Consider the following 24,188-nt stretch of genomic DNA (forward strand, 5'->3'; position numbering starts at 1 on the left):
CCGCCAACGCCCACCCCGCCCCACCGGTTTAGTCCACCACGCGAAGAAGGCCGCCACCAGCGGTGACGGCCTTCGACGATGACAGCTTTACCGCTCCAGCTCGCCGCGGATGAACTTGTCGACGGCGTCGCGCGCGGTCGAGTCGTCGTACTGCTCCGGCGGCGACTTCATGAAGTACGACGACGCCGACAGGATCGGGCCGCCGATGCCGCGGTCGAGCGCGATCTTCGCGGCGCGGACGGCGTCGATGATGATGCCCGCCGAGTTCGGCGAGTCCCACACCTCGAGCTTGTACTCCAGGTTCAGCGGCACGTCGCCGAACGCGCGGCCCTCGAGCCGGACGTAGGCCCACTTGCGGTCGTCGAGCCACTGCACGTAGTCCGACGGCCCGATGTGGACGTTGCCCTTGCCGAGGTCGCGGTCGACCTGCGACGTCACGGACTGGGTCTTCGAGATCTTCTTCGACTCGAGCCGCTCGAGCTCCTTCATGTTCAGGAAGTCCATGTTCCCGCCCACGTTGAGCTGCATCGTCCGGTCGAGCTGGACGCCGCGGTCCTCGAACAGCTTCGCCAGCACGCGGTGCGTGATGGTGGCGCCGACCTGGGACTTGATGTCGTCACCGACGATCGGGACACCGGCGTCTTCGAACTTCTTGGCCCACTCCGGGTCGGAGGCGATGAACACCGGCAGCGCGTTGACGAACGCCACGCCGGCGTCGATCGCGGCCTGGGCGTAGAACTTGTCCGCCACCTCGGAGCCCACCGGCAGGTACGACACGAGCACGTCGGCCTGCGCCTCGCGCAGCGCGGCGACGATGTCGACCGGGGTCTCGTCGGACTCCTCGATCGTCTCGCGGTAGAAGCGGCCGAGGCCGTCGTGGGTGTGGCCGCGCTGCACCGTGACGCCGAGCGGCGGCACGTCGGCGATCTTGATGGTGTTGTTCTCGGAGGCGAAGATCGCCTCGGACAGGTCGCGGCTGACCTTCTTGGCGTCCACGTCGAACGCGGCGACGAACTCGATGTCGCGGACGTGGTAGCCGCCGAAGTCGACGTGCATCAGACCGGGGACGCGGGTGGCCGGGTCCGCGTCGCGGTAGTACTGGACACCCTGGACCAGCGACGCCGCACAGTTGCCGACGCCCACGATGGCCACCCGTACGCGGCGGTTCTCGCCCATGGGGGTTTCTCCTTCAATCCGTATTCGTTCAGTAGGTCTGGTGCCGCCACGCTGCGGCCCGGGCCGGGCGGCTCAGGTATCCGGACCCTGCCGTTCGGCTTGTTCGTGCGCGATCAGCTCGTTGAGCCAGCGCACCTCCCGTTCGCTGGTCTCCAGCCCCAGCCGGTGCAGCTCACGGGTGTAGCGATCGATCTTCTCCTCGGCCCTGGCCAGCGCCGCCCGCATACCCTCACGGCGTTCTTCGACGCGGCGGCGGCGGCCCTCGAGGATCCGCATCCGCACGTCGGCCGGGGTCCGCGAGAAGAAGGCCAGGTGGACGCCGAAACCTTCGTCGTCCCAGGTCTGCGGCCCGGCGTCGCCGAGCAGCTCACCGAAGCGCTCCTTGCCCTCCGCGGTGAGCTTGTAGACGCGCCGTCCGCGCCGCGACCACGCCCGGTCGTCGGCCTCGTCCAGCTCTTCGACCAGGTACCCGGCCCGCAGCAGCTTCCGCAGGGTCGGGTACAGCGAGCCGTACGAGAACGTCCGGAACGTGCCGAGCGTCTCGTTCAGCCGCTTGCGCAGCACGTACCCGTGCATGGGCGCTTCGTGCAGAAGACCGAGGATCGCGAACTCCAGCACACCGCACCCCCTTCCGGGAACAAACCGAGATCACCCGCGTTGCTCCGAACGAGCGCCTCGATCCAACCTACTCAGCCACTATATCGCGCCGATACATCGAAGTGGCGAAGCTAACCTCCCCCACCACCCATCGGGGACGAAATTCACCGGAGAGTTATCGAACGTCCGGCGTGTCCGGGCCGGTCCGGGGCTTGGCGGCGCTAGGGGGCGTGGACGTCACAGGAAGAGCCCGTACTCTGTTCTCGTGATTAACCAGCGGCAGGTCGTGGACTACGCGCTGCAGCGCCGTGCGCTGCTGGCCGAAGTCCGCTCCGGGCGCGTCGGCAGCCACGAAGCCTGCGACGCGAGCCCGTACCTGCTGCGGGCGGCGAAGTTCCACGGCCGGGACGGTGATCTCCCCTGCCCGATCTGCCGCCAGGAGCCGCTGACCCTGGTGTCCTGGGTCTACGGCGACGAACTCAAGCACGTCGCGGGCTCGGCCCGGAACCCCGAAGAGCTGGCCAGGATGGCGGGCTCGTTCGCCGAGTTCACCGTGTACGACGTCGAAGTGTGCCGGGCGTGCCACTGGAACCACTTGGTCCGGTCATACGTCCTGGGCACAGGGGAACCGGCGGATCCACGAAGGACCGCACGCCGGTGAGCCACCGTACGACCATCGCAACACGCAGGTCAGTGCCCCTGCGGGTACTGATCCGGGAGGCCCATCCGTGACCGACGACAACCGCTCCTGGCCGAACCAGGAGCCAGACGCACCCCGCCGCGGCCAGTGGCCGGGTGAAGAGGCGGGACCGGCGTGGCCCGGTGAGTCGCCCCGGCGCGCCAACCCGCCGCGCGGTGGCGCCGGGCAGGGCGGTCCGGCTTGGCCCGCCGGCGACGAAGGTGGCCAGCAGTGGCCCGGTGAGCAGCCACGACGCCCGCAGGCGCCCCGCGGCCAGGGCGGTGCGGCCGCCGGCCGGCGCCAGCCGCCCCCGTCCGGCGGTCGCCGTCCCGGTCAGCCACCCGGCTCGCCGCCGCAGGGCTTCCGGCAGCCCCCGCCCGGCGGCCGCCGTCCGGAGCCGGAACCCGAGCGTGAGCCGGATCTCATCACCCACCACGCGCACAACGGGACCGAAGACGGCTACGAGCCGTACGACGACGACCGGTTCGACGAGTTCGCCGACGACGTCGAGCCCCAGCAGGAGCTCGACGAGAAGGGCCGCAAGGTCCTCACGCCGGCGCAGCGGAAGAAGCGCCGCTGGAAGATCATCCGGCGGGTCGCCTACGCCTGCGTCGGCGTCTTCTTCGTCGTTCCCGCGATCGCGTTCGTGATCACCTACTTCATGGTCGACGTGCCGACGGCGGAGAGCGTCGCGGCCCTGCAGAGCCAGCCGATCACCTACTACTACGCCGACGGCAAGACGGTGATGGGGAAGGAAGTGCCCAAGAGCGGCAACCGCCAGCTGCTCAAGCCGGGCGAGATCCCCGACGTCGTCAAGCACGCCGTGTATTCGGCCGAGGACGCGACGTTCGAGACCAACTCCGGCTTCGACGTCACCGGCATCCTCCGCGCGGTGTTCAACCAGGCCACCGGCGGGCAGGGCGGTGGGTCGACCATCTCCCAGCAGTACATCAAGAAGGCCACGGAGAACGACGCCCCGACGCTGACCCGCAAGTGGACCGAGCTGGCCAAGTCGTTCAAGATGAACAACCAGCAGTCCAAAGAAGAGATCATCACCGGGTACCTGAACATCGTCTACTTCGGCCGCGGGGCGAACGGCATCCAGGCCGCCGCGAAGTCCTACTTCAACAAGGACGCCAAGGACCTCAGCGCGTCGGAAGCCGCGCTGCTGGCCGGCCTGATCCAGGGACCGAGCAAATCGGAGAACCAGGACTACGCCCAGCGCCGGTGGACGTACGTGATGGACCAGATGGTGGCCAACAAGTGGCTGCGCGCGGATGAACGCACGGCCGCGCAGTTCCCGACGCCGATCCCGAAGAACGCCAACAAGGAGCAGGACTCGGGGAAGATGACCTACCAGCTCCAGCAGCGGATCAAGGAGGAGCTGGGAGCGAAGGGTTACGACGAGACCAAGCTGTTCGCCACCGGCGCCAAGATCTACACCACGATCGACCCGGCGGCGCAGGACGCGGCGGACCAGGCCGTCCAGGAGGGCATGAAGGGCCAGACGGACGAGAAGCTGCTCGCCGCGCTCGTGGCCGTGGACCCGAAGACCGGCGGGATCCTCGCCTACAACTACGGCCCGGAAACCGTCAAGGACAAGGACGGGCAGGACGCGATCGGTCAGGACCGGGCGAACCAGGCCCGCAACCCGGGCTCGTCGATGAAGCCGTTCGACCTGACCGGGTTCCTCAAGATGGGCGGCGGCCTCGGCGACATTTTCGACGGCTCGGACAACCGCAAGTTCCCCGGGGTCGCCAAGCCGGTCCGCAACGCGGGCGAGAACGAAAGCTGCGGTCCGCAGTGCACGGTCGCGAAAGCGATGGAGATTTCGGCGAACACCGTGTTCTACGACATGGTGTTCAACAAGGTGAAACCGAAGGGGGTCGTGACGGCGGCGAAGCAGGCCGGTGTCCGGACGACCGACGAAGGTGGCACCGCCACGCTGTTCGACGGAGACAACAACATCTCGCTCGGCGGTGGTAAGACCCAGGTGGCCCCCAGGGACATGGCTTCGGCGTACGCGTCGTTCGCCGGCGGCGGCATTTACCACGAGCAGCACTTCGTCTCGAAGCTGACGAACGCCCAGGACGAGGTGGAGTTCGACGAGAACAACATCAAGTCCAACCCGGCGTTCGACAACGATGCGGCGAAGAGCCAGCAGATCGCCGGCAACGTCACCGAAGCGCTGAAGCCGGTCATCGGGCATTCGAGCCTGAAGTGCCCGCCCGGCCACGAGTGCGCCGGCAAGACCGGTACGCAGCAGTACTCGCCCAAGGAGGGCGACCCCGCCTCGTACAACAATCTCAACGCCCAGACCTGGATGGTGGGCTACACCCCGTCGGTGTCCGCGGCGGTGTGGGTCGGCGGCGACGGCAACCAGCCGCTGCACGACGCAAAGGGCAAGCCGATCTTCGGTTCCACGATCGCCGGCCCGACCTGGCAGAACTTCCTGAACCTCTACCTCAAGGGCAAGCCGCCGGAGAAGTTCGACAAGGTCGACCCGCTCGGCAAGAACGTCAACGAGGTGACCACGACGCCGCCGAAGCCCTCGGACACGCCGACGCCGCAGGAGACCCCGAGCACGACGTCGTCCCAGCCGCCCCCGGAGACGTCCACCGAAACCGAGACCTCGACTTCCCGGACGAGGACGTCCCGGCCGGGCCCGGGCGGAACCACTCCGTCGCTGCCCGGCGGCGGTGACGGGCTCGGCAGACCACCGGGTTCGGAAGGATGACCCCGAAGGCCTCGCACTGTTCAGTGCGGGGCCTTCGTTTTGGTGAACCACAGCCGTCCGTGGTCCGTGTGGAGTGTCGAGGGGCCTGCGCCCGCAGCCCACCGGCGTACCGGAGGACAGCCCGTGTACACCGACCGAAATCGCTCGAGGTCCGGCCGGAGGCCGGTTCCGCGTGGTCGCTACCAGCCACGCCGGCCTCTCCCGCGGCCGGACGAACCGGACGCACCGGACGATCTCGCCGCCGACGTCACCCCGAACCCCCCACCGGACCGGCGCAGCCGCCGCTGGAAGACGGTGCGCCGGGTGCTGTACGTCTTGTCCGGGCTGTTCTTCCTCGTGCCCGCGGTCGCCTTCGTGATCACGTACTTCGCCGTCGACGTGCCTTCACCGGACAAGGTCGCGCAGTCGCAGGGCCAGGCGGTCACCTACCTCTACGCCGACGGCACCGAGATGGGCAAGGACGTGCCCGCCGGCGGTAACCGGCAGATCCTCGACCCGGCCCAGATCCCGGACGTCGTCAAGAAGGCCGTGATCGCGACCGAGGACGCGTCCTTCGAGACCAACTCCGGCTTCGACCTCTCCGGTATCGCGCGGGCCGCCTACAACCAGGCCACCGGTGGGTCCGGCGGCGGCTCGACGATTTCGCAGCAGTACATCAAGAAGGCCACCGGCGACGACTCGCCGACGTTGACCCGCAAATGGGTCGAGCTCGCGAAGTCGTTCAAGATGAACCAGACCTACCAGAAGGCGGACATCATCACCGCCTACCTCAACATCATCTACTTCGGCCGCGGCGCGTACGGCATCCAGGCGGCGGCGCAGGCGTACTTCGGCAAGGACGCCGCCCAGCTGAACTACTCCGAAGCCGCGTTGCTCGCCGGGCTGATCCAGCAGCCGGGCCGTTCGGAGAACGCGACGGTCGCCCGCGACCGGTGGGGCACCGCCCTGGACCGCATGCAGCGCAACGGGTATCTCACCGCGGCCGACCGGAAGGCCGCGAAGTTCCCGACACCGGTGCCGCTCGTCGAATCGCGGCCGGGGACCAAGCTCAACCCGTTCGTCAAGAAGCAGGTCAAGGCCGAGCTGGCCGCGGCGGGGATCCCCGAGGAGAAGTACTACGCGGGCGGGTTCCAGGTGTTCACGACGATCGACTCGAAGGCACAGGAAGCCGCCGAAAAGGCCGTGGCCGAGGGCATGGCCGGGCAGACCGACGACCGCATCCTCGACGCGCTGGTCGCCGTCGACCCGAAGTCCGGCGGCGTGCTCGCCTACTACGGCGGGGCGCCGATCGTGAAGGGCCCGAACGGCGAGGACCAGGCCGGCCGCGACTGGGCGGACGAAGCGCACAACCCCGGGTCGTCGATGAAGCCGTTCGACCTCACGGCGTTCCTCAAGGGCGGCCGCGGGCTGAACGCGGTGTTCGACGGCCGCTCGCCGCGGACGTTCCCCGACGTGCCGCTGCCGGTGCGCAACGCCGGCACCAGCAGCAGCTGCTCCGAGCAGTGCACGGTGGCCGAGGCGATGCAGCGGTCCACCAACACCGTCTTCTACGACATGGTGCTCAACGTGACCAAGCCGGGCGGGGTGGCCGAAGCCGCGCAGGAGGCGGGCATCCGCACGAAGGACACCGGCGGCCGCAGCGTGCTGTTCACCGGGGACAACAACATCTCCATCGGCGGCGGACAGACCGCGGTCACACCGGCGGACATGGCCGCGGGGTACGCGACCTTCGCCGCCGGCGGTGTCCAGCACGGCCGGCACTTCGTGCAGAAGGTGACGAACTCCCAGGGCGAAACCGCCTACGAGGCCGACGCGCGCGCGACGGACGCGTTCGCGGACAACGACCGCGGCAAGAGCCGGCAGATCGCCGGGAACGTGACCGCCGCGCTGGCGCCGGTGATCCCGTTCTCCCGGCTGACCTGCCCGGCCGGCCACGAGTGCGCGGGCAAGACCGGCACCCAGCAGCACACGCCGGGCGACGGCGAACCCGCGTCCGCGGCGAACACGAACTCGCAGACGTGGATGGTGGGTTACACGCCCTCGGTCTCCGCCGCGGTCTGGGTGGGCAGCGACGGCGACAAGGCTCTGCGCGGGCCGACCGGCCAGCCGCTGACCCCGTCCGTCGTGGCCGGTCCGGTGTGGCAGCGGTTCATGCAGCTCTACCTGACCGGGAAACCGGCCGAGCGCTTCGACCGGGTCCAGGCGATCACCGCGCCGCAGGACGACCAGCTGCAGCTCCAGCTCCAGCAGCAACAACAGCAGCAACAGTTTCAGCAACAGCAGCAGCAGAACCAGGACCAGCAGGAGCAGCGCTTCAGCATCGGCCGCGGCGGCAACCAGGACCAGCAGCAACAACAGCAACAGCAACAGAACCGCGTGCGGCGCGACGGCCGGGGACCCGGCCGCGGCAACGGGAACGACACCGGCCAGGCGAACTTCGGCCCGTGAGCACGCCGGGCGGGCCGGGGGAGGTGGCCGTGACCTCGGAGCTGGGGGTCACCGAGGTCACGGCCGGTCAGGGGGTCAGAGCTCGACCACGGTGCCTTCGACGCCGGCGCGGTGGGCCGCCTCGATCACGCGCAGGGCCTCGACCGACGACGCCGGATCGACCGGGAACTCGCCTTCGCCGCGCAGGGCGTCGCGCACCTGGACGTAGAACTGCTCGTAGCGGCCGGTCTCGGTCGGCACGGTCTCGACGTCCGGGCCGACGCCGAGCTTCCCGGCGTCGGCCGCGGGCTCGGTGCCCCAGCCGGCGTCGCCGGGGCGCAGGCCCGCCTTGATCTGCGGTTCCTGCACGTCGAGGCCGTACTTGGTGAAGGTCGCCCGGTCGCCGAGCACCCGGAACCGCGGGTTCTGCGTGCCCGCCAGCGCGGTCGCCCACAGGTGCGACCGGACGCCGTTCGCGTGGTGCAGCGCGACGAAGACGTCGTCGTCGACCTGGACGCCGGCCCGGCGGCGGTCGACTTCCGCGTAGACGCGGGTGACCGGGCCGAACAGCTGCAGCGCCTGGTCGACGATGTGCGCGCCGAGGTCGTAGAGCAGGCCGCCGGCCTCGGCCGGGTCGCCGAATTCGCGCCAGTTGTCCTTGGGCTTCGGCACCCAGCGGTCGTAGCGGGACTCGAAGCGGAACACCTCGCCGAGCCGTCCCGAGTCGAGGACCTTCCGCACGGTGAGGAAGTCGGAGTCGAGCCGCCGGTTCTGGAAGACCGTCAGGCCGACCCCCGCCGCCTTCGCCGCATCGACGACCCGCTGGGCTTCGGCCGCGGTCGGCGCGAACGGCTTGTCGACGACCACCGGCAGGCCGGCTTCGATCGCGCGCAGGGCGAGCGGCACGTGCGTGCGGTTCGGCGTGCTGACCACGACGAGGTCGAGATCGCCCGCCCGCTCGAACAACGCGTCGGCGTCCGGCACGATCTCCGCGCCCGGGTGGTCGATGCGGGCTTGCGCGGCGTTGCCCGACGTCGTGATCACCGCCGGGGTGAGCCCGGGGGTCGCCGCCACCAGGGGTGCGTGGAAAACGCGGCCCCCGATGCCGTACCCCAGGATGCCCACGCGCAAGTCGTCCGCCATGCCGTCATTAAACCCTGCCGCCCCGTGATAAAACAACAGCGTTGCCTAATTGGCCGGACGTGCGAAGATCCTCTCCATGGCCGACACCGGGGTGAACCTGCGCGACGTGCGCGAGCACAACCGTGTGCTGCTGCTCACGCACATCCTGCGCGCCGGCGGTCTCAGCCGGGTCGAACTCGCCGAACGCACCGGGCTCACCCAGCAGGCCGTCTCCAAGATCGTCCCCGAACTGCTCGACACCGGCCTGCTGGACGAGGAGCGGCAGCCGTCCGCCGGCGTGGGCAAACCCCGCACGGCGCTGCGCATCCGGGCGGGCGCCAGGCACGCACTCGGCGCGCGCCTCGACCGCGACGAGTACCGCGTGCTGCGCGCCAACCTCGTCGGCGAGGTGGAGGAGACGGCGGGCGGCCCGCTGCCACGCGGCTTCACACCCGCGCAGGCCGTCGACGCCATCGGCGCCACGGCCCTCGAACTCGCCGACGGCTTCGACGTGCTCGGCCTCGGCCTCGGCGCGGTCGGCCCGCTGGACCACCGCGCGGGCCTGGTCCGCGACGCGACGAACATGCCCGGCTGGCACGACGTGCCGCTGCGCGAGCTGCTGGAGCAGCGCACCGGGCTGCCGGTGACGCTCGACAAGAACACCAACGCCGCCGCGTTCGCCCGGCTCTGGCCGCACGGCGAGCCGACGGCGACCGCGGTGGTGCTCGTCGGCACCGGCATCGGCGTCGGCCTGCTGATCGACGGGCGGCTCTACCGCGGGCCGCGGACCAACGCGGGTGAGTTCGGGCACACCACGATCGCCTATGACGGGCCGCGCTGCGCTTGCGGGCGGCGCGGCTGCGTCGAGATCATGGCCAAGGAGGCGCCGGACACCCGGACCGCCGCCGGCTTCCTCGGCATCGGGCTGGCCGACCTGGTGCAGGTGCTCGACCTCGAGCGGATCGTGCTGGCCGGGCGGGCGGTCCGGGACGAGCCGGACGTCCACCGGGAAGCCGTCTCGGCCCGGCTCGAGGAACTGCTGCCGCTGCCGCACTGGCAGCGGATCGAGGTCGTCGAAGACGCCTCCGGCGAGGAGATCGTCACCCGCGGCGCGGCCGCGGAGGTGCTGGCCTCGTTCTACGCGAATCCGGCATGATCACCGGCTTCACCACCGCGCACGCCGATCACCGATACGATCCGCCTCGTGCCAGAGGAGACCACGCGGGAGCCGGAACCCGGCCCCGTGACGCTGACCCGGGCGGAACGGATCGTCCCGAGCTGGAACGAGCCGCTCGCGGCGGCGGTCACCAGACCCCTCGGCGGCCCGCTCGGTGAGCACGCGGCGGTCGGCAGGCACTGGTTCTGGTCGCCCCAGCGCGTCGGGCTGCTGCTGGCCACCCTGGCGCTGATGCTGTGCTGGTTCGGCAAGGGCTCCTGCATCCAGCAGTACCAGGACTCGAGCGGCGCCACCCAGCTCGACTGGCGCGCGGGCCGCCCGTTCGTGGCCATGTGCTACTCCGACATCGTGCCGCTCTACGGCTCCGAGCGGCTCGACCGGCCGGGCACCTTCCCCTACTACACGTCGTGGAAGGAAAGCTCGCAGACCGCCGAGGACAACACCCGGTACATGGAGTACCCGGTGCTCACCGGCCTCTTCCAGTGGGCGAACGCGAAGCTCGCGGCGGGCTGGCTGGACGTCGCCGAGTCCGGCTGGCTGCCCGGCGCGCTGCCGGTGGCGGTCTACTTCGACATCACGGCGTTCTTCCTGGCGCTCGCGTGGCTGGTCACCGTGTGGGCGACCGGCCGGACGGTGAGACGCCGCCCGTGGGACATGGTCCTGGTGGCGATCTCGCCGCTGGTGCTGGTGCACGCGTTCACGAACTTCGACGCGCTCGCGACCGCGTTCACCGCGACCGGCCTGCTCGCCTGGGCGCGGAAGCGCCCGCTGCTCGCCGGCGTCCTGCTCGGGCTGGGCGCGACGGCGAAGCTCTACCCGCTCTTCCTGCTCGGCGTGCTGTTCGCGCTGTGCCTGCGCGCGGGCAAGCTGACGCCGTTCTGGAAGACCGCGGCCGCCGCCGTGCTGACCTGGCTGGCGGTCAACGCGCCGTTCATCCTCACCGCGACCCGCGGCTGGTGGGAGTTCTTCCGGATGAGCGCCCTGCGGCCGATGGACCCGGACTCGCTGTACAACGTCTTCTCGTACACCAGCGGCTGGGCCGGGTTCGACGGCGTGCTGCAGAAGAACCAGACGCCGACGTACCTGAACGTCACGGTGGCCGTGCTGTTCCTGACCTGCTGCGCCGGGATCGCCTACCTCGCGCTGGCCGCGCCCCGCCGCCCGCGCGTCGGCCAGCTCGCGTTCCTCGTCGTGGCGGCGTTCCTGCTGACGAACAAGGTGTGGAGCCCGCAGTACTCGCTGTGGCTCGTTCCGCTGGCGGTGCTGGCGATCCCGCGCTGGCGGCTGCTGCTCGGCTGGATGCTGATCGACGCCGTCGTCTGGGTGCCGCGGATGTTCTACTACCTCGGCGTCGACCACAAGGGCCTGCCCGAGGGCTGGTTCCTCGGCACGGTCGTGGTCCGCGACCTCGCCGTCATCGGGCTCTGCGTGCTGGTCGTCCGGGAGATCTACCGGCCGGCCACCGACCTCGTGCGGATGGACGGCGACGACGACCCGGCCGGCGGCTTCCTCGACGGCGCCCGCGACGTGATCATCCCGAACGCCACCCGGCGCCGCCGGAAGGCCGTAGGCGTTTGAACCCGGCCGGCTAACCGAGCTGTTCCCGCAGGTAGGCGATGTCGGTGGCCTGCCCGTCGGCCGGCGTCTCGACGACGACCGGGGCGCCCGCCTCGCGAGCGACGGCGACCAGCGCCTCGGGGTCGATCGTCCCGTCGCCCTGCACGATGTTGGCGTGCCGGTCGCGCGTCGAGCCGAACTCGTCGCGGGAGTTGTTGAGGTGCACCAGGTCGATCCGGCCGGTGATGGCCTTGACCTTCTCGACGGCGGTCGCGAGGTCCCAGCCCGCGGCGTACGCGTGGCATGTGTCCAGGCAGAACCCGGCGCCGAACTCGCCGACCTTGTCCCACAGCCGGGCGATGACGTCGAGGTCGCGGGTCATCGCGTTCTCGCCGCCGGCGGTGTTCTCGATCAGGATCGGGACCTTGAAGCCGCCCTTCTCCTGTTCGCGCTCGAACAGCTTGCGCCAGTTGTCCAGGCCGGCTTCGGCGTCGTCGTTCGCGCCGACGTGCCCGCCGTGCACGATCAGGCCCTTCGCGCCGATCGCGGCCGCACCGTCCGCGTGCTGCGTGACGTTCTTCCGGGACGGGATCCGGATCCGGTTGTTCAGCGAAGCCACGTTGATGAGGTACGGCGCGTGGATGAACACCTCCACCGGGTCGGCCGCGATGGCCTCGCCGTGCGGGTGCGGCTTCGGAGCCTTCCAGCCCTGCGGGTCGGAGAGGAAGAACTGGACGACTTCGGCTTTGCGCTCGACGACGGCGGGCAACGGGTCGTCGTCACGGACATGGGCGCCAATCAGCATGCCGAGCACGCTACTCCCGGGCCCGTTTCCGGCCGGTGGGCCCGCTTGGTGACGCTCGTGGAGTACCGTGAGCGCGTTCCGTGATCCAGATCGGTCCGACTGCCGGAGGGCATGATGGGGAAGCGCGTCACCCGGATCACCGCACTGGGTTTCACGATCGCCGCTTCGGCCGCACTGGCCGCGCCGGGCGTGGCGAGCGCCGATCCCAGCCCCACCTTGGGCGGCGACTGCCAGGCCACGCTGCAGCAGGGGAGTGCGAACGGCCTGGTGCTCGACGCCGGCGCCCCGCTGAACGCCCCGAACCAGCTCACCATCGGCCTCGACTCGAGCTCGCGGAACACGAACGGCTCGGCCCCCCTGCTCACGCTGCCGCTCGGCGACACGGTGAAGGCGCTCGGCATCGGCCGGGTGCCGCTGGTCGGCGACGCCGCCGCGAAGGGCGTCTGCCCGGTCGCGCAGGGCACGGTCAACGCGGTCGGCAACCTGACGCAGGGCGTGGCCGCCGAACTGCCGCCGGGCCCTTCCCGGCCCGCTCCGCCCGCTCCGCCCGCTCCGCCGGGGCCGACCCCGCCCAGCCCGGGCCCGAACCCGCCGAACCCGGCGCCGAACCCGCCCGGCTCGAGCATCGGCCCGGTGGTCACCGGGCAGGGCAACGCCGGCCTGCCGGGCGATGCGATCTCGGGCATCTTCACCAACGCCGCACTGCTGCCGGGCAGCCTGGTGCAGGCGCCGGTGATCGCGCAGATCATCCCGGGCCAGCAGGTCCCGCCGCCGACCGTCGACGCCGAGCGGTCCGGCACGGCGGAGGCCCTCCCGGCGGTCACCCCGCCGGCGAAGCTGCCGATGCTGCTCGCGGTGCTGGCGCTGGCGGTCGTCGCGGCCGCGCTCGTCCGGGCCTGGATCCGCCGCAGCCCCGCCTGACGCACGGTGACCTCGGCTTCCACCCGAATGCCGGACATTTTTGAACGAGCGGGCGTCACCCGGCTGCCTTAACGTCGTTGTACTGGTAAGTAGGCGACGAGACCAGGGGCGGCGAGCATGCGGGATCGGACACGGAGGGCAACAGCGGTCGGTGCGGCGGCGGTCGTCCTCGCGGGTTCGGCCGTGCTCGGGATGCCCGGTACCGCCTCGGCGGACACGAAGACCGTGCCCTGCGGCAGCACCGTGGACGCCAAGCCGGGCGACCACATCCAGGGCTCGCTGCTCGGCCTGCCGCTCATCGACCTGGGCATCGTCACCCAGGCGACCACCGTGCTGACTACCACCGTGAGCGGGCTGCTCAACACCGTCTGCAAGGTCACCGTGAACGTGGTGAACACCGTCGTCTCGCCGGTGCCGGTGGTCGGCGCGCCCGCGGCGAGCGCCATCAACCAGGGCGTCCAGGGCGTGACCAGCGGTACCCAGCAGGGCCTCCGCTCGCTCACCGGCGGCGGCCAGCCCGCGCCGCAGCAACCCGGTGGCACGGGCGGGAACCCCCAGCAGCAGCCACCGGCCCAGGGCGGGTCCGGGGGCGCGCCGCAGCAGGGCGGGACCCCGGCGGGCACCACGCCGATCCCGGACGCGAACAGCCCGCTCCTGCCCGGCTTCGCGAGCACGCCGTTGTTCGGCGGCTTCCCGTTCACCTTCGGCACGGGCTACGCCCCGATGCGCGACTACAGCGGCATCCCGTTCGCGACGGCCGGGTTGTTCACGCCGTCACCGGCGATCCGGTACGGCAGCCAGATCCCCGGTTACGCCCCGCAGTACGGCCTCACCGGTCCGGCCGGCACGCCGGACGCCGGCTCCGGCGTCCAGACCGCGGGCCAGGCGGAAGCGCTACCCTCGGCGTCGGACGGCTTCACCAACGGGTCGAACCTGCCGCTGCTGATCGCGGTCCTGGCGCTTTCCGGAGCCAGTGCGGGCCTCGTCCGCACCTGGGTGCTCCGCCGGATGGCCGCTGCGAATTGATCCAACTGCCGAGTATCTTTCACGTATCTCGGTCGTTCATTCTGGTGTTGCCCGGACCGACGCCCCCGTGATTCCCTGGAGGACAGTGCTCGTGCGGAAGATCCCCACCTGGCAGACGACCCGCCGCGCACTGACCGTCACCGCCGTCGCCGCATTCGTGACCGGCGGCGCATTCCTTTCCACGGGCACGGCCTCCGCCGCCACGACCCTCGTCAGCAACAGCTGCACGGGCTCGGTCACCGGGCAGATGGGCGACCAGGTGGCGATCGACGGGGCTTCGGTCAAGACCCTGGTCACCAACGGCGCGAACAACGCCGGGACCCTCGCCGTCGGCAGCTGGGCGGGCGATTCGATCGCCAAGAACCACTCGATCCCGGTCGGCCAGGTGCCGAACGCCGCGGGCGGGGAAGCGAACGGGGCCGCGATCGGCAAGGCGGTGCGCACCGCGCTGGCCGCCTCCGGCACGTGGGGCCTCGGGCTCGACTGGAACAAGACGCTGAACAGCGTGGAGAGCACGGTCGCCGCGGGCTGCGGCCTCACGTTGCTCGCGAGCAACTACGTGGCCCCCAGCACCCCGGCCCAGCAGGGCGGCGGCACCGGCACCCAGCAGGGCAGCGGTACCGGCACCACCCCCGGTGGCGCGTCGGGCAACCTCTCGAACCTCAACCCGGGCACCGCCGGCGGCACGGGCGGCAGTGCCCCGATGCGCGACTACGGCGGCATCCCGACGGCGACCGCCGGCACGGCCGTCGCCCCGGGCGTGCGCTACCCGGCGAACGGCACCCTCCCCGGCGACGCGGCCGCCCCGCAGGCGGGCGCGGGCGACCAGAGCGGCCAGGGCGTGGACATCCGCGACGCCGGCAACGCGCAGTCGGTGGCCTCGAACAGCGCGCCGAACGACGTGCAGCTGCCCATGCTGATCGCGGTGATCGTGCTCGCCGGGGTGACCGCCGGGCTCGTCCGCACCTGGGTGCTCCGCCGGGCCGCCTGACCCCCGGAGAAGACCCCGCTGTCCGGTCTCCTCGAGGCCCCCAGGTAGCCTTACCTGGACAAACCCTCCTGTCACGGACAGTCCGTGACCGCGAGCCCATAGGAGGTGAGTGGTTGTGTCACGCCATTACGAGGTAATGGTCATCCTGGACCCCACGCTCGACGAGCGCACTGTCGCTCCGACGCTGGACACCTTCCTCAACGTGATCCGCACTTCGGGCGGAAGCGTCGAGAAGGTCGATGTCTGGGGCCGTCGTCGCCTCTCGTACGAGATCAAGAAGCACGCCGAGGGCATCTACGCCCTGCTCGACCTGAACTCGTCCTCGGACGCGGTGAAGGAGCTGGACCGCCAGCTGTCGCTGCAGGAGACCGTGCTCCGCACCAAGGTCATGCGTCGCGAGGTCAAGCGCGCCACGGCCAAGCCCGCCGCCGCCAAGGCCTGAGCCGAAGGGGAATCCCGATGGCTGGAGACACCGTCATCACGGTGATCGGCAACCTGACGTCCGACCCGGAACTGCGCTTCACCCCCTCCGGTGCGGCGGTCGCGAACTTCACCGTCGCGTCCACCCCGCGCACGCTCGACAAGCAGTCGGGCGAGTGGAAGGACGGCGAGGCGCTGTTCCTGCGCTGCAACATCTGGCGGCAGGCGGCGGAGAACGTCGCCGAGTCCCTGACCCGCGGCGCCCGCGTCGTCGTGCAGGGCCGCCTGAAGCAGCGGTCCTTCGAGACGAAGGAAGGCGAGAAGCGGACCGTCGTCGAGCTCGAGGTCGACGAGATCGGCCCCTCGCTGCGCTACGCCACGGCCAAGGTCAACAAGGTCAGCCGCGGTGGCGGCGGTGACTTCGGCGGCGGTGGCGGCGGTGGGAACCGCGGCGGCGGCGGTGGCGGCGGAATGCCGGCCGACGACCCGTGGGGTTCCGCGCCGGCCGCGAGCAGCAGCGGCGGTGGCGGCGGCTTCTCCGACGAGCCTCCGTTCTGATCTCGTACACATCCACAAAGATTTGAATTACCAGGAGTAGACAGTGGCCAAGCCACCCATCCGCAAGCCCAAGAAGAAGGTCTGCGTGTTCTGCAAGGCCGAGAAGAAGGGCCGCCCGGAACTGATCGACTACAAGGACACCAACCTGCTGCGGAAGTACATCTCCGACCGCGGCAAGATCCGTGCCCGTCGCGTCACCGGCAACTGCAGCCAGCACCAGCGTGACATCGCCATCGCGGTCAAGAACTCCCGCGAGATGGCGCTGCTGCCCTACACCTCGACCGCGCGCTAAGGGAGGGCACAGACATGGCGAAGATCATCCTCACCACGGACGTGGCCAACCTGGGCGGCCCCGGCGACATCGTCGAGGTCAAGGACGGCTACGCGCGCAACTACCTGCTCCCGCGGGGCTACGCGATCGCGGCCTCCAAGGGCGCGGAGAAGAACGTGCGCACCATCCAGCGCGCGCAGGAGAGCCGTCGCATCCGCGACCTCGACCACGCCAAGGAGATCAAGGCGACGCTGGAGGGCCTCGGCGCCATCCAGCTCACCGGCAAGGCGGCCGAGGGCTCGAAGAAGCTCTTCGGCTCGATCACCTCGGCCGAGATCGTCGACGCGATCAAGGCGGCCGGTGGCCCGCTGCTCGACAAGCGCGTCATCGAGCTGCGCGACCACATCAAGACCGTGGGCAAGCACTCGGTCGGCGCCCGGCTGCACCCGGACGTCAAGGTCGAGGTGCGGCTCGAGGTCAAGGCCGTCGCGCAGTAAGGCAGTTACGTCGTGAAAAGGCGGGTCGCCCCCTGGTGGGCGGCCCGCCTTCACGCTTTTCGGGGAACCTCGGACACCTCGGCGGCGTCGGAGGAGAATGGGCGCCGGATGCGAAGGGGTGGATCGGGATGGGTAACGAGGTCAACATGTCCGCGCCGGCCGGTGGCGGCGGCTTCACGTTCGACGCCGACAAGATCGACGGCGTCATCAAGAAGTGGCAGGACCTGCAGGCCGACCTGAAGCGCGACTACGACGACGCCAACCTGATGGCGAACGTGAAGGCGCCCGGCAAGGAGTTCGCGAGCGGCGACTGGGAGAAGCTCGCGAACCCGTCCGGCAAGGCGTTCCTCGAGCAGAACCAGAAGATGCAGGACTACGTCAAGAACTACATCGAAGCGCTCACCGCCGCGAAGCAGAAGATCACCACCAAGGAGTCGGACGCCTCCGCCGACCTTTCGAAGACGGGGAACCAGGCCACGTGAACCGACGACTCATCGCCGTCCCGGCGCTGGCCCTCGCCGTGCTCGCGCTCGCCGGCTGCGCCGGCAAGACCCGGGGCACCGCCAACCCGGCGCCGTCCACCGCCGAGTCGAGCAGCGACGCCACCCGGTCCACGGCCGACACCGCGCCGAGGGTGCCGAGGCCGCTGGACACCGCGTCGATCACCTCGGACGCCTGCGCCACGATCGACGCCTCCGGGCGCTCCACGCTCGCCCTCGGCGAGGGCGCTCCGCGCACCACGGGCAACGGCCCGAGCTGCACGTTCCAGGAAGCCGCCGACCCGGGCAACCAGATCGACGTCACGACGGTGACGGCGAACAAGAACGGGCTGCAGGACGTCTACGACACCAAGGCCAACGACGCCTACTTCGGCGAGTCCCAGGCCTACGGGTACCCGTCGGTCTACGCCGCGGCGGTGGACGGGCGCAAGAGCGGCAAGTGCGGCCTGTTCGTCGGGGTGACCGACCAGCTGGCGGTCAACATCCTGGTGCAGTACGACCACGGCGCCGGGGCTTCGGACCCGTGCTCGGTGGCGCAGAAGTTCGGCGAAGCGATGATCCACGCCTTGGGAGGCTGAGATGCTGGAACTGGTGCTCCTCGGCGGCTTCGCCGCGTACAACCTGGCCACCACGCATTCGGACGACCACACGTCGGAGCAGGGCGACCGCAAGATCGACTGCTACGACATCTGGGAGAAGATCACCACCGGTCCCGGCGCCGGTTCGATCGAGAACGGGCAGTCGGCGGCGAGCCGGCTGAAGGGCGCCTACTCCGAACGCCTCGGCACCATCGACGCGCTGGCCAAGGAGATGGACGCGGCCTGGACGGGCGGCGGCGCCGAAGCGGCGCAGAACGCCGGCGCGCACCCGCTGCGGGTGTGGATGCAGGACTCCGGCACCAAGCTCACCGACTCCGACAAGTACCTCGGTGAACAGCACAACGCCTTCACCACGGTGCACGCGCAGGTGCAGCAGGTGCCGAAGGACCCGCCGAAGAACAACCTGCTCAACGCGGTGACGCCGTGGACGACCGACACCGACCGGGCGATCCGCGACTACAACGCCAAGGGCCAGGCCAACGTCGACGCCTTCAACACCTACTACAAGGCGAGCAACGACAACGGCCAGAAGATGCCGACGTACTCGGCGCTCCAGGGCCAGCAGGAGAACGTCAACGTCGACGGCGGCAAGGACGGCAAGAAGAAGCCGGGCGGCAAGGACGGCAACGGCTCGGGGGACGGCAACGGCGACGGGACCGGCAATGGGACCGGCACCGGCACCGGAACCGGGACCGGCTCGGTGCCCGGCGTGAACATGCCCGGGCCGGGCGGTGTCCCCTCCTTCCCCGGCCAGCCGAACATCCCGGGTGGCAGCTTCGACCCGGGCAAGGTGCCGGGCTTCGACCCCTCGAAGCCGCCGAACTTCGACCCGTCGCAGATCCCGGGCGGGAGCTACGACCCGTCGAAGATCCCCGGCGCCGGCAACTACACGCCGCCGAACTTCAGCGACGGCACCCACTCGTCGGGGTTCACGCCGCCGAAGATCCCCGGGGCCGGCGGCTTCGGCCCCGGCGGCTCGGCCGGCGCGGGCGGCGCTGGTGACTTCTCCATCCCCGGCGGTGGCTTCGGGCCCGGCGGCTCGGGCGGCATCGGCGACCCGGCGGCGGCGGGCTTCGGGCCGGGCGGCGGTGGCTTCGGCCCCGGCGGCTCGACCGGTGCCATGCCCGGTGGCTCGGACGCGGCCGGTGCCGGCCGGGGCGGCGCGGGTGCCGGCGGGGCGATGGGCGGCGCGGCGGCGGGACGCGGCGGCGCCTCCGGGATGGGTGGCATGGGCGGCATGCACCCCGGCGGCGCCAAGGGCCAGGGCGGCGGCGACGAGGAACGCACGTCGAAGTACCTGCTCGGCGACGACCCGAACGACATCTTCGGGACCGACGAGCTGACGGCACCGCCGGTCATCGGCGAGTAGCGCACGCGGGACCACCGGGCGCGTGCCAAGATGGGCGCGCCCGGCGTTTTCCGTGATCACCGGGTTCGTCGAGGCCGATCTTCACTGTGTCCGATTCTTACTGTGTCCGATTCACTGTGTCCGATTCTTACTGGGGGAAAGAGCGGTGCTGGACAGGCAGGTCACCATCACGACCGGCACCCTGATCACCTTGATCCGGCGCCGGGGCGGCGAGCCGCACACGGTGCTGTCCGAGACGCCGACCTGGTACAGCGACGAAGCCCAGCGCGCCGAGGACGAGCGGGCCAACGCCGAGCTCGCCAAGGCCGGGCTGTTCGGCCCGCGCGGCATGCACCCGGGGTTCGTCGCGACGATCGAGGCGATCGCCCGGCCGCAGCTGGAGTACTACGGCTGGGTCGACGGCGGGTTCCAGGGCAAGCCGGTGAGCTACCGGCTGCTGGCCGGCAGCGTCGGGGGCGAGGCGTTCGTGCTGGCCAAGCACGAGGAGCTGGACGTCGTCGTGCTGGAGTCCTCGCGGCCGGGTGAGCTGCTCGACGACTTCCTCGGCCAGATCCCGAAGCTGGCCCCCGGCCGCGGCACACCGATCGCCGTGCCGAAGAGCCAGGTCGAGGGGACGGCCCGCAGGGACGACGGCGGGTTCGCGGTGCTCCGCAACGACCGCCCGGCCGACGGTTCGCAGGAGGTCGAAGAGCTCCGCCGGATCCTCGCGTTGCGCCGGATGGGGAGTGGCAGCCTCTACGTCGCGGCCCGCAGCCGCACCGGCGCGCGGCACCGGATCGAACGCCCGGTGAACTACATCGATACGTCGGAAGGCCGGTGGCTGACCGAGGAGGTTCCGGGACGGGGCGAGAACCGGATCGCCTTCACCCCGGCCGACCAGCGCGTTCTCGCCGACCGGTTACGCAGCGCACAGGGCCGGCTCACCGCGCCCTGACCGAACGTGCGTTCAGGCCACCGGGTGACGCGTCTACCCTCTGTGATATTCATCCACAGGCCGTGTGGGTCAATGGGCTCGAACTGGTCCACGACACGCCGAAGGACGGACTTCGCGCGACACGCCGGACGAGTTTTTCGCAAGTTCTCCACACCTTGTTCACAACCTCTGACCTGCGGATTCCGCAAAGCCGATCACGGTTGTCCCCAACTTGTCCACAGCTCTCACGGCACCTGTGATTGGTTACCCCCATTCATCCCCAGGTTGTCCACAGATGGGTCCCCACCCTGAATTGCCATCGGCCGTCCGGGGGATCTAGCGTGCCCGCTCGGGCCTGTACTCACGGTGGCGCTCCGCGTGTCTGCGGCAGCCGGCCGGCGTTGTCGCCGATCATCGGGGGGCGAGGTCCGAGGTGGCCGGACGCACGAGCGCCGGCCACGTGCTTCGAGAGCGAAGATCCGGCATACTCGAACGAGTGTTCGACACGATGAGGAGGTGTCCGGGGCGGTGGCGCTGACCGACGACCGCAGTCCGATGTACGCGGAGTCCGACCCGGGCCCGAGCGATCCCGGCCCCGGCGGTGGCGCGTTCGACCGCCAGCCGCCGCAGGACATCGCGGCCGAGCAGTCCGTGCTCGGCGGCATGCTGCTGTCCAAGGACGCGGTCGCCGACGTCATCGAGGCGCTCGGCCCCGACGACTTCTACAAGCCCGCGCACCAGGCGATCTACGACTGCATCCTCGACCTCTACGGCCGCGGCGAGCCCGCCGACCCGATCACCATCTCGGCGGAGCTGGAGCGGCGCGGGGAGCTGGGCCGCGTCGGCGGCGCGCCCTACCTGCACACGCTGATCGCGACGGTGCCGACGGCGGCGAACGCCGGCTACTACGCGGAGATCGTCTCGGAGAAGGCGGTGCTGCGCCGCCTGGTCGAGGCGGGCACCCGGATCGTGCAGTACGGCTACGGCGCGGCCGCGGCCGACGGCGCGAACATCGACGAGGTGGTCGACCGCGCGCAGGCCGCGATCTACGACGTCACCGAGCGGCGGACCAGCGAGGACTACGTCGCGCTGGAAGAGCTGCTGCAGCCGACGATGGACGAGATCGACGCGATCGCCTCGCGCGGCGGCCAGTCGCAGGGCATCCCGACCGGCTTCACCGACTTCGACGAGCTGACCAACGGGCTGCACCCGGGTCAGATGATCATCGTGGCCGCCCGCCCCGGTGTCGGCAAGTCGACACTGGGCCTGGACTTCGCGCGCTCGGCGTCCATCCGCCACGGCCTGACCAGCGTCATCTTCTCGCTGGAAATGAGCCGGACCGAGATCGTCATGCGCATGCTTTCGGCCGAGGCCAAGATCCGCCTCGCCGACATGCGCGGCGGCAAGATGTCCGACGACGACTGGACGCGGCTGGCCCGCCGGATGAGCGAGGTGTCCGAGGCGCCGCTGTTCGTCGACGACTCGCCGAACATGACGATGATGGAGATCCGCGCGAAGGCGCGCCGGTTGAAGCAGCGCAACGACCTGAAGCTCGTCGTCCTCGACTACCTCCAGCTGATGACGTCCGGCAAGCGCGTCGAGTCGCGGCAGCAGGAAGTCTCGGAGTTCTCCCGGCAGATGAAGCTGCTGGCCAAGGAGATCGAGGTCCCGGTGATCGCGATCAGCCAGCTGAACCGTGGTCCGGAACAGCGCACGGACAAGCGCCCGATGCTGTCCGACCTGCGTGAGTCCGGCTCACTGGAGCAGGACGCCGACCTCGTCATCCTGGTCAACCGCCCGGACGCCTGGGAGCGGGACGACCCGCGCGCGGGCGAGGCGGACCTGATCATCGCGAAGCACCGCGCCGGGCCGACGGCGACGATCACCGTCGCGCACCAGCTGCACTACAGCCGCTTCGTGGACCTCTCGCACGACTAGCCGAGGGCGCCGTACCCGCGGACGAACGCCGTGAGGAGCCGGCCGAACGTCTCGCGGTCCTCCTCCGGCCAGTCCGCCATGACCTCCGCGAACACCCCGCGGCGGAAGGCGTGCATCTCGTCGAGGTGCGCCTGGCCGGTTTCGGTCGGCACGAGCACCGCCCGCCGTCCGTCGCGCTGATCGGCTTCGCGGCGAAGCAGCCCTTGCTCGACGGCGCGCGCCACGAGCCTGCTGGCGCGCGGCTGGTCGACGCCCATCGCCGCGCTCAAGGCCGTCACCGTACTGGGCTCCCCGCGTTCGGCGAGCTCTTCGACGACGTCGAGCAGCTCGAACACCGGGTCGTGCGCGCCGCGGCCCCTCGCCTTGCCGATCCGGCTGAGGGCTCGCCGCTGCTGGCTGCGGCGGATCGCGATCATGGCGCGCTCGACGTCGGCCACGGCGTCCGTCATGGTTGCTCCCTCTCCGAACTACATGTACTTTTACATGTAGTTGTTCACCGACATCTCGGAGTCCTCATGAAACCCCTCGGCTGGTGGCTTCGCCACCTCCACGAGCTTCTCGAATCCTCCATGGCACAGACCCTCGACGCGGAGTCACTGACTCGCCGGCACTGGCAGGTACTCAACACGATCGCCCTCGGCGCCCGCACGCCGGAGCAGGTCGACACGGCGATGGCGCCGTTCGTCACCGGCGAGGGCTCGATGGCCCCGAAGGTGGCCGACCTGCGAGCCCGCGGCTGGGTCGGCGAGGACGGCACCTTGACCGCCGACGGCCGCGAAGCCCACGCCCGCGTCGAAGAGCGCATCAAGGAGTTCCGCGCGAAAGCCGTCGAGGGCATCAGCGACGACGACTACCGCACCACGCTGCGCACGCTGGATCGGTGCGCCGCGAACCTCGGCGCCACCTGAGGAATATCCCGGGCCGCGGCAGCGTCGGATACTCTAGTAGTTGAACTTTCAAGCACTGGAGCGCTCGATGACTCGCACCCCGGTTCTCTACCTCAGCCACGGCGCCCCGCCGCTCGCCGACGACACCACGTGGACCCGCCAGCTCGCCGGCTGGTCCGCCGACCTCCCGAAGCCCCGCGCGATCCTGGTCGTGTCGGCGCACTGGGAGGAGGCGCCGCTGACCATCGGGGCGACGACGACCGTGCCGCTCGTGTACGACTTCTGGGGCTTCCCCGAGCGCTACTACCAGGTGAAGTACGCGGCTCCCGGCGCGCCGGAGCTGGCGGCGAAGGTCCGGAAGCTGCTTCGCTCGACTGAGACGCCGGTGCACGACGCCCCGGAGCGCGGCCTCGACCACGGCGCCTACGTGCCGCTGGTGGAGATGTACCCGGACGCCGACATCCCGGTGCTGCAGGTCTCGATGCCTTCGCTCGACCCGCGGGAGCTGTTCGACCTCGGCCGCAAGCTCGCGCCGTTGCGCGACGAAGGCGTGCTGATCATCGGCAGCGGCTTCTTCACCCACAACCTGAGCGGCATGGCCCGCGCCACCGATGGGACGCCGCCGGCGTGGTCGGCCGAGTTCGACCACTGGGGTGCCGAGGTCCTGCGCAGCGGCGACGTCGACACGCTGCTGGACTTCCGGCACAAGGCGCCGGCGGCGACGCTCGCGCACCCGCGGATCGAGCACTTCGCGCCGCTGTTCGTCTCCCTCGGCGCCACCTCGGACGAGGGTTCGGGCCGCACGGTGATCGACGGCTTCTGGCACGGCCTGGCGAAGCGTTCCCTCCAGTTCTCTTAACCCGTCCGCAAGACGCGAACGAGCCCCAGGAGCCGTGCTGGCTCCTGGGGCTCGTCGTCTCCAGGGAAGGAGGGCTATTCGGTGTTCGCGGGTGGTCCCGCAGCCGCGGTCACGTCGCCGGAGCGCTCCGTGCGAGGTCGCCCTCGCGGCGCGGTGGAGCGC

The 24,188-nt window shown here is 70.4% G+C and carries 24 protein-coding genes; 19 read left to right on the forward strand and 5 right to left on the reverse strand.

The genetic code is table 11. The features are described from left to right. Positions 1-87: 87 nt before the first annotated feature. Together AB0F52_RS06780 and AB0F52_RS06785 are read right to left on the reverse strand one after the other, a co-directional pair. Entirely contained in the window at positions 88-1,176 is a 1,089-nt protein-coding gene (locus tag AB0F52_RS06780; RefSeq protein ID WP_360165383.1) for an inositol-3-phosphate synthase, read from the reverse strand. Between the two features lie 72 nt (positions 1,177-1,248). After that, positions 1,249-1,794, reverse strand: coding sequence for a PadR family transcriptional regulator (locus AB0F52_RS06785; RefSeq protein ID WP_103340316.1), 546 nt, complete (start codon positions 1,792-1,794; stop codon positions 1,249-1,251). Between the two features lie 244 nt (positions 1,795-2,038). On the opposite strand from AB0F52_RS06785, the gene AB0F52_RS06790 reads away from it, so the two are divergent. The 3 genes from AB0F52_RS06790 (at position 2,039) to AB0F52_RS06800 (ending at position 7,637) form a co-directional block, all read left to right on the forward strand. Then, positions 2,039-2,434, forward strand: a complete 396-nt coding sequence (locus tag AB0F52_RS06790) for a DUF5318 domain-containing protein (protein ID WP_103340315.1) — start codon at positions 2,039-2,041, stop codon at positions 2,432-2,434. A gap of 67 nt (positions 2,435-2,501) precedes the next feature. Then, a complete protein-coding gene (locus AB0F52_RS06795; RefSeq protein ID WP_360165387.1) occupies positions 2,502-5,189 on the forward strand; it encodes a transglycosylase domain-containing protein in 2,688 nt (895 codons plus the stop codon). Positions 5,190-5,312: 123 nt separating this feature from the next. Beyond that, the gene (locus tag AB0F52_RS06800; protein ID WP_360165390.1) at positions 5,313-7,637 is read left to right on the forward strand and encodes a transglycosylase domain-containing protein; all 2,325 of its coding nucleotides are present in this window, start codon (positions 5,313-5,315) and stop codon (positions 7,635-7,637) included. Between the two features lie 75 nt (positions 7,638-7,712). Here AB0F52_RS06800 and AB0F52_RS06805 read toward each other — a convergent pair whose 3' ends face one another. Then, complete coding sequence (locus tag AB0F52_RS06805) at positions 7,713-8,759, reverse strand: Gfo/Idh/MocA family oxidoreductase (protein WP_360165393.1); 1,047 nt, start codon at positions 8,757-8,759, stop codon at positions 7,713-7,715. Between the two features lie 76 nt (positions 8,760-8,835). Here AB0F52_RS06805 and AB0F52_RS06810 point away from each other — a divergent pair, with 76 nt between their 5' ends. Together AB0F52_RS06810 and AB0F52_RS06815 are read left to right on the forward strand one after the other, a co-directional pair. Next, a complete protein-coding gene (locus AB0F52_RS06810) occupies positions 8,836-9,894 on the forward strand; it encodes an ROK family transcriptional regulator (protein ID WP_360166599.1) in 1,059 nt (352 codons plus the stop codon). A 48-nt stretch (positions 9,895-9,942) separates the two neighbouring features. Next, entirely contained in the window at positions 9,943-11,493 is a 1,551-nt protein-coding gene (locus AB0F52_RS06815) for a glycosyltransferase 87 family protein (protein WP_360165396.1), read from the forward strand. Positions 11,494-11,503: 10 nt separating this feature from the next. On the opposite strand, the gene AB0F52_RS06820 is transcribed toward AB0F52_RS06815, so the two are convergent. After that, positions 11,504-12,277, reverse strand: coding sequence for a deoxyribonuclease IV (locus AB0F52_RS06820; RefSeq protein WP_360165399.1), 774 nt, complete (start codon positions 12,275-12,277; stop codon positions 11,504-11,506). Between the two features lie 114 nt (positions 12,278-12,391). On the opposite strand from AB0F52_RS06820, the gene AB0F52_RS06825 reads away from it, so the two are divergent. From AB0F52_RS06825 to dnaB, 12 genes are all read left to right on the forward strand, one after another. Further along, positions 12,392-13,198: a hypothetical protein gene (locus tag AB0F52_RS06825; RefSeq protein WP_360165402.1), complete on the forward strand. Its 807-nt coding sequence runs from the start codon at positions 12,392-12,394 to the stop codon at positions 13,196-13,198. Between the two features lie 117 nt (positions 13,199-13,315). Beyond that, entirely contained in the window at positions 13,316-14,224 is a 909-nt protein-coding gene (locus tag AB0F52_RS06830; protein WP_360165405.1) for a hypothetical protein, read from the forward strand. A gap of 85 nt (positions 14,225-14,309) precedes the next feature. Beyond that, complete coding sequence (locus tag AB0F52_RS06835; RefSeq protein WP_360165408.1) at positions 14,310-15,215, forward strand: hypothetical protein; 906 nt, start codon at positions 14,310-14,312, stop codon at positions 15,213-15,215. Positions 15,216-15,330: 115 nt separating this feature from the next. After that, positions 15,331-15,657: a 30S ribosomal protein S6 gene (gene rpsF, locus AB0F52_RS06840; protein ID WP_360165411.1), complete on the forward strand. Its 327-nt coding sequence runs from the start codon at positions 15,331-15,333 to the stop codon at positions 15,655-15,657. A 17-nt stretch (positions 15,658-15,674) separates the two neighbouring features. Further along, on the forward strand, positions 15,675-16,193 hold the full coding sequence (locus tag AB0F52_RS06845) for a single-stranded DNA-binding protein (RefSeq protein ID WP_103340301.1): 519 nt from the start codon (positions 15,675-15,677) through the stop codon (positions 16,191-16,193). 43 nt (positions 16,194-16,236) lie between these two features. Continuing rightward, a complete protein-coding gene (rpsR, locus tag AB0F52_RS06850; protein WP_003098744.1) occupies positions 16,237-16,485 on the forward strand; it encodes a 30S ribosomal protein S18 in 249 nt (82 codons plus the stop codon). Positions 16,486-16,499: 14 nt separating this feature from the next. Further along, positions 16,500-16,961 carry a 50S ribosomal protein L9 gene (gene rplI / locus AB0F52_RS06855; protein ID WP_093945845.1) on the forward strand — a complete coding sequence of 154 codons (462 nt, stop codon included), beginning with the start codon at positions 16,500-16,502 and terminating at the stop codon, positions 16,959-16,961. Between the two features lie 128 nt (positions 16,962-17,089). Next, on the forward strand, positions 17,090-17,443 hold the full coding sequence (locus AB0F52_RS06860; protein WP_360165416.1) for a hypothetical protein: 354 nt from the start codon (positions 17,090-17,092) through the stop codon (positions 17,441-17,443). Beyond that, positions 17,440-18,039 carry a DUF3558 domain-containing protein gene (locus AB0F52_RS06865; RefSeq protein ID WP_360165419.1) on the forward strand — a complete coding sequence of 200 codons (600 nt, stop codon included), beginning with the start codon at positions 17,440-17,442 and terminating at the stop codon, positions 18,037-18,039. Before AB0F52_RS06860 ends, AB0F52_RS06865 begins: the two co-directional genes overlap by 4 nt. Position 18,040: 1 nt before the next feature. Further along, positions 18,041-19,429, forward strand: a complete 1,389-nt coding sequence (locus tag AB0F52_RS06870; RefSeq protein ID WP_360165422.1) for a hypothetical protein — start codon at positions 18,041-18,043, stop codon at positions 19,427-19,429. 145 nt (positions 19,430-19,574) lie between these two features. Then, positions 19,575-20,363, forward strand: a complete 789-nt coding sequence (locus AB0F52_RS06875; RefSeq protein WP_360165425.1) for an ESX secretion-associated protein EspG — start codon at positions 19,575-19,577, stop codon at positions 20,361-20,363. A 507-nt stretch (positions 20,364-20,870) separates the two neighbouring features. Further along, positions 20,871-22,280 (forward strand): replicative DNA helicase, encoded by a 1,410-nt coding sequence (dnaB, locus tag AB0F52_RS06880; RefSeq protein ID WP_103340387.1) that lies wholly within the window; start codon positions 20,871-20,873, stop codon positions 22,278-22,280. On the opposite strand, the gene AB0F52_RS06885 is transcribed toward dnaB, so the two are convergent. Beyond that, a complete protein-coding gene (locus tag AB0F52_RS06885; protein ID WP_360165428.1) occupies positions 22,277-22,729 on the reverse strand; it encodes a MarR family winged helix-turn-helix transcriptional regulator in 453 nt (150 codons plus the stop codon). The genes dnaB and AB0F52_RS06885 overlap by 4 nt on opposite strands. 66 nt (positions 22,730-22,795) lie before the next feature. Here AB0F52_RS06885 and AB0F52_RS06890 point away from each other — a divergent pair, with 66 nt between their 5' ends. Together AB0F52_RS06890 and AB0F52_RS06895 are read left to right on the forward strand one after the other, a co-directional pair. Continuing rightward, complete coding sequence (locus tag AB0F52_RS06890) at positions 22,796-23,188, forward strand: MarR family winged helix-turn-helix transcriptional regulator (protein WP_360165431.1); 393 nt, start codon at positions 22,796-22,798, stop codon at positions 23,186-23,188. 67 nt (positions 23,189-23,255) lie between these two features. Continuing rightward, a complete protein-coding gene (locus AB0F52_RS06895; RefSeq protein WP_285987452.1) occupies positions 23,256-24,026 on the forward strand; it encodes a class III extradiol ring-cleavage dioxygenase in 771 nt (256 codons plus the stop codon). Positions 24,027-24,188: the final 162 nt, after the last annotated feature.

Source organism: Amycolatopsis sp. NPDC024027, from assembly GCF_040638975.1.
GTDB lineage: Bacteria > Actinomycetota > Actinomycetes > Mycobacteriales > Pseudonocardiaceae > Amycolatopsis.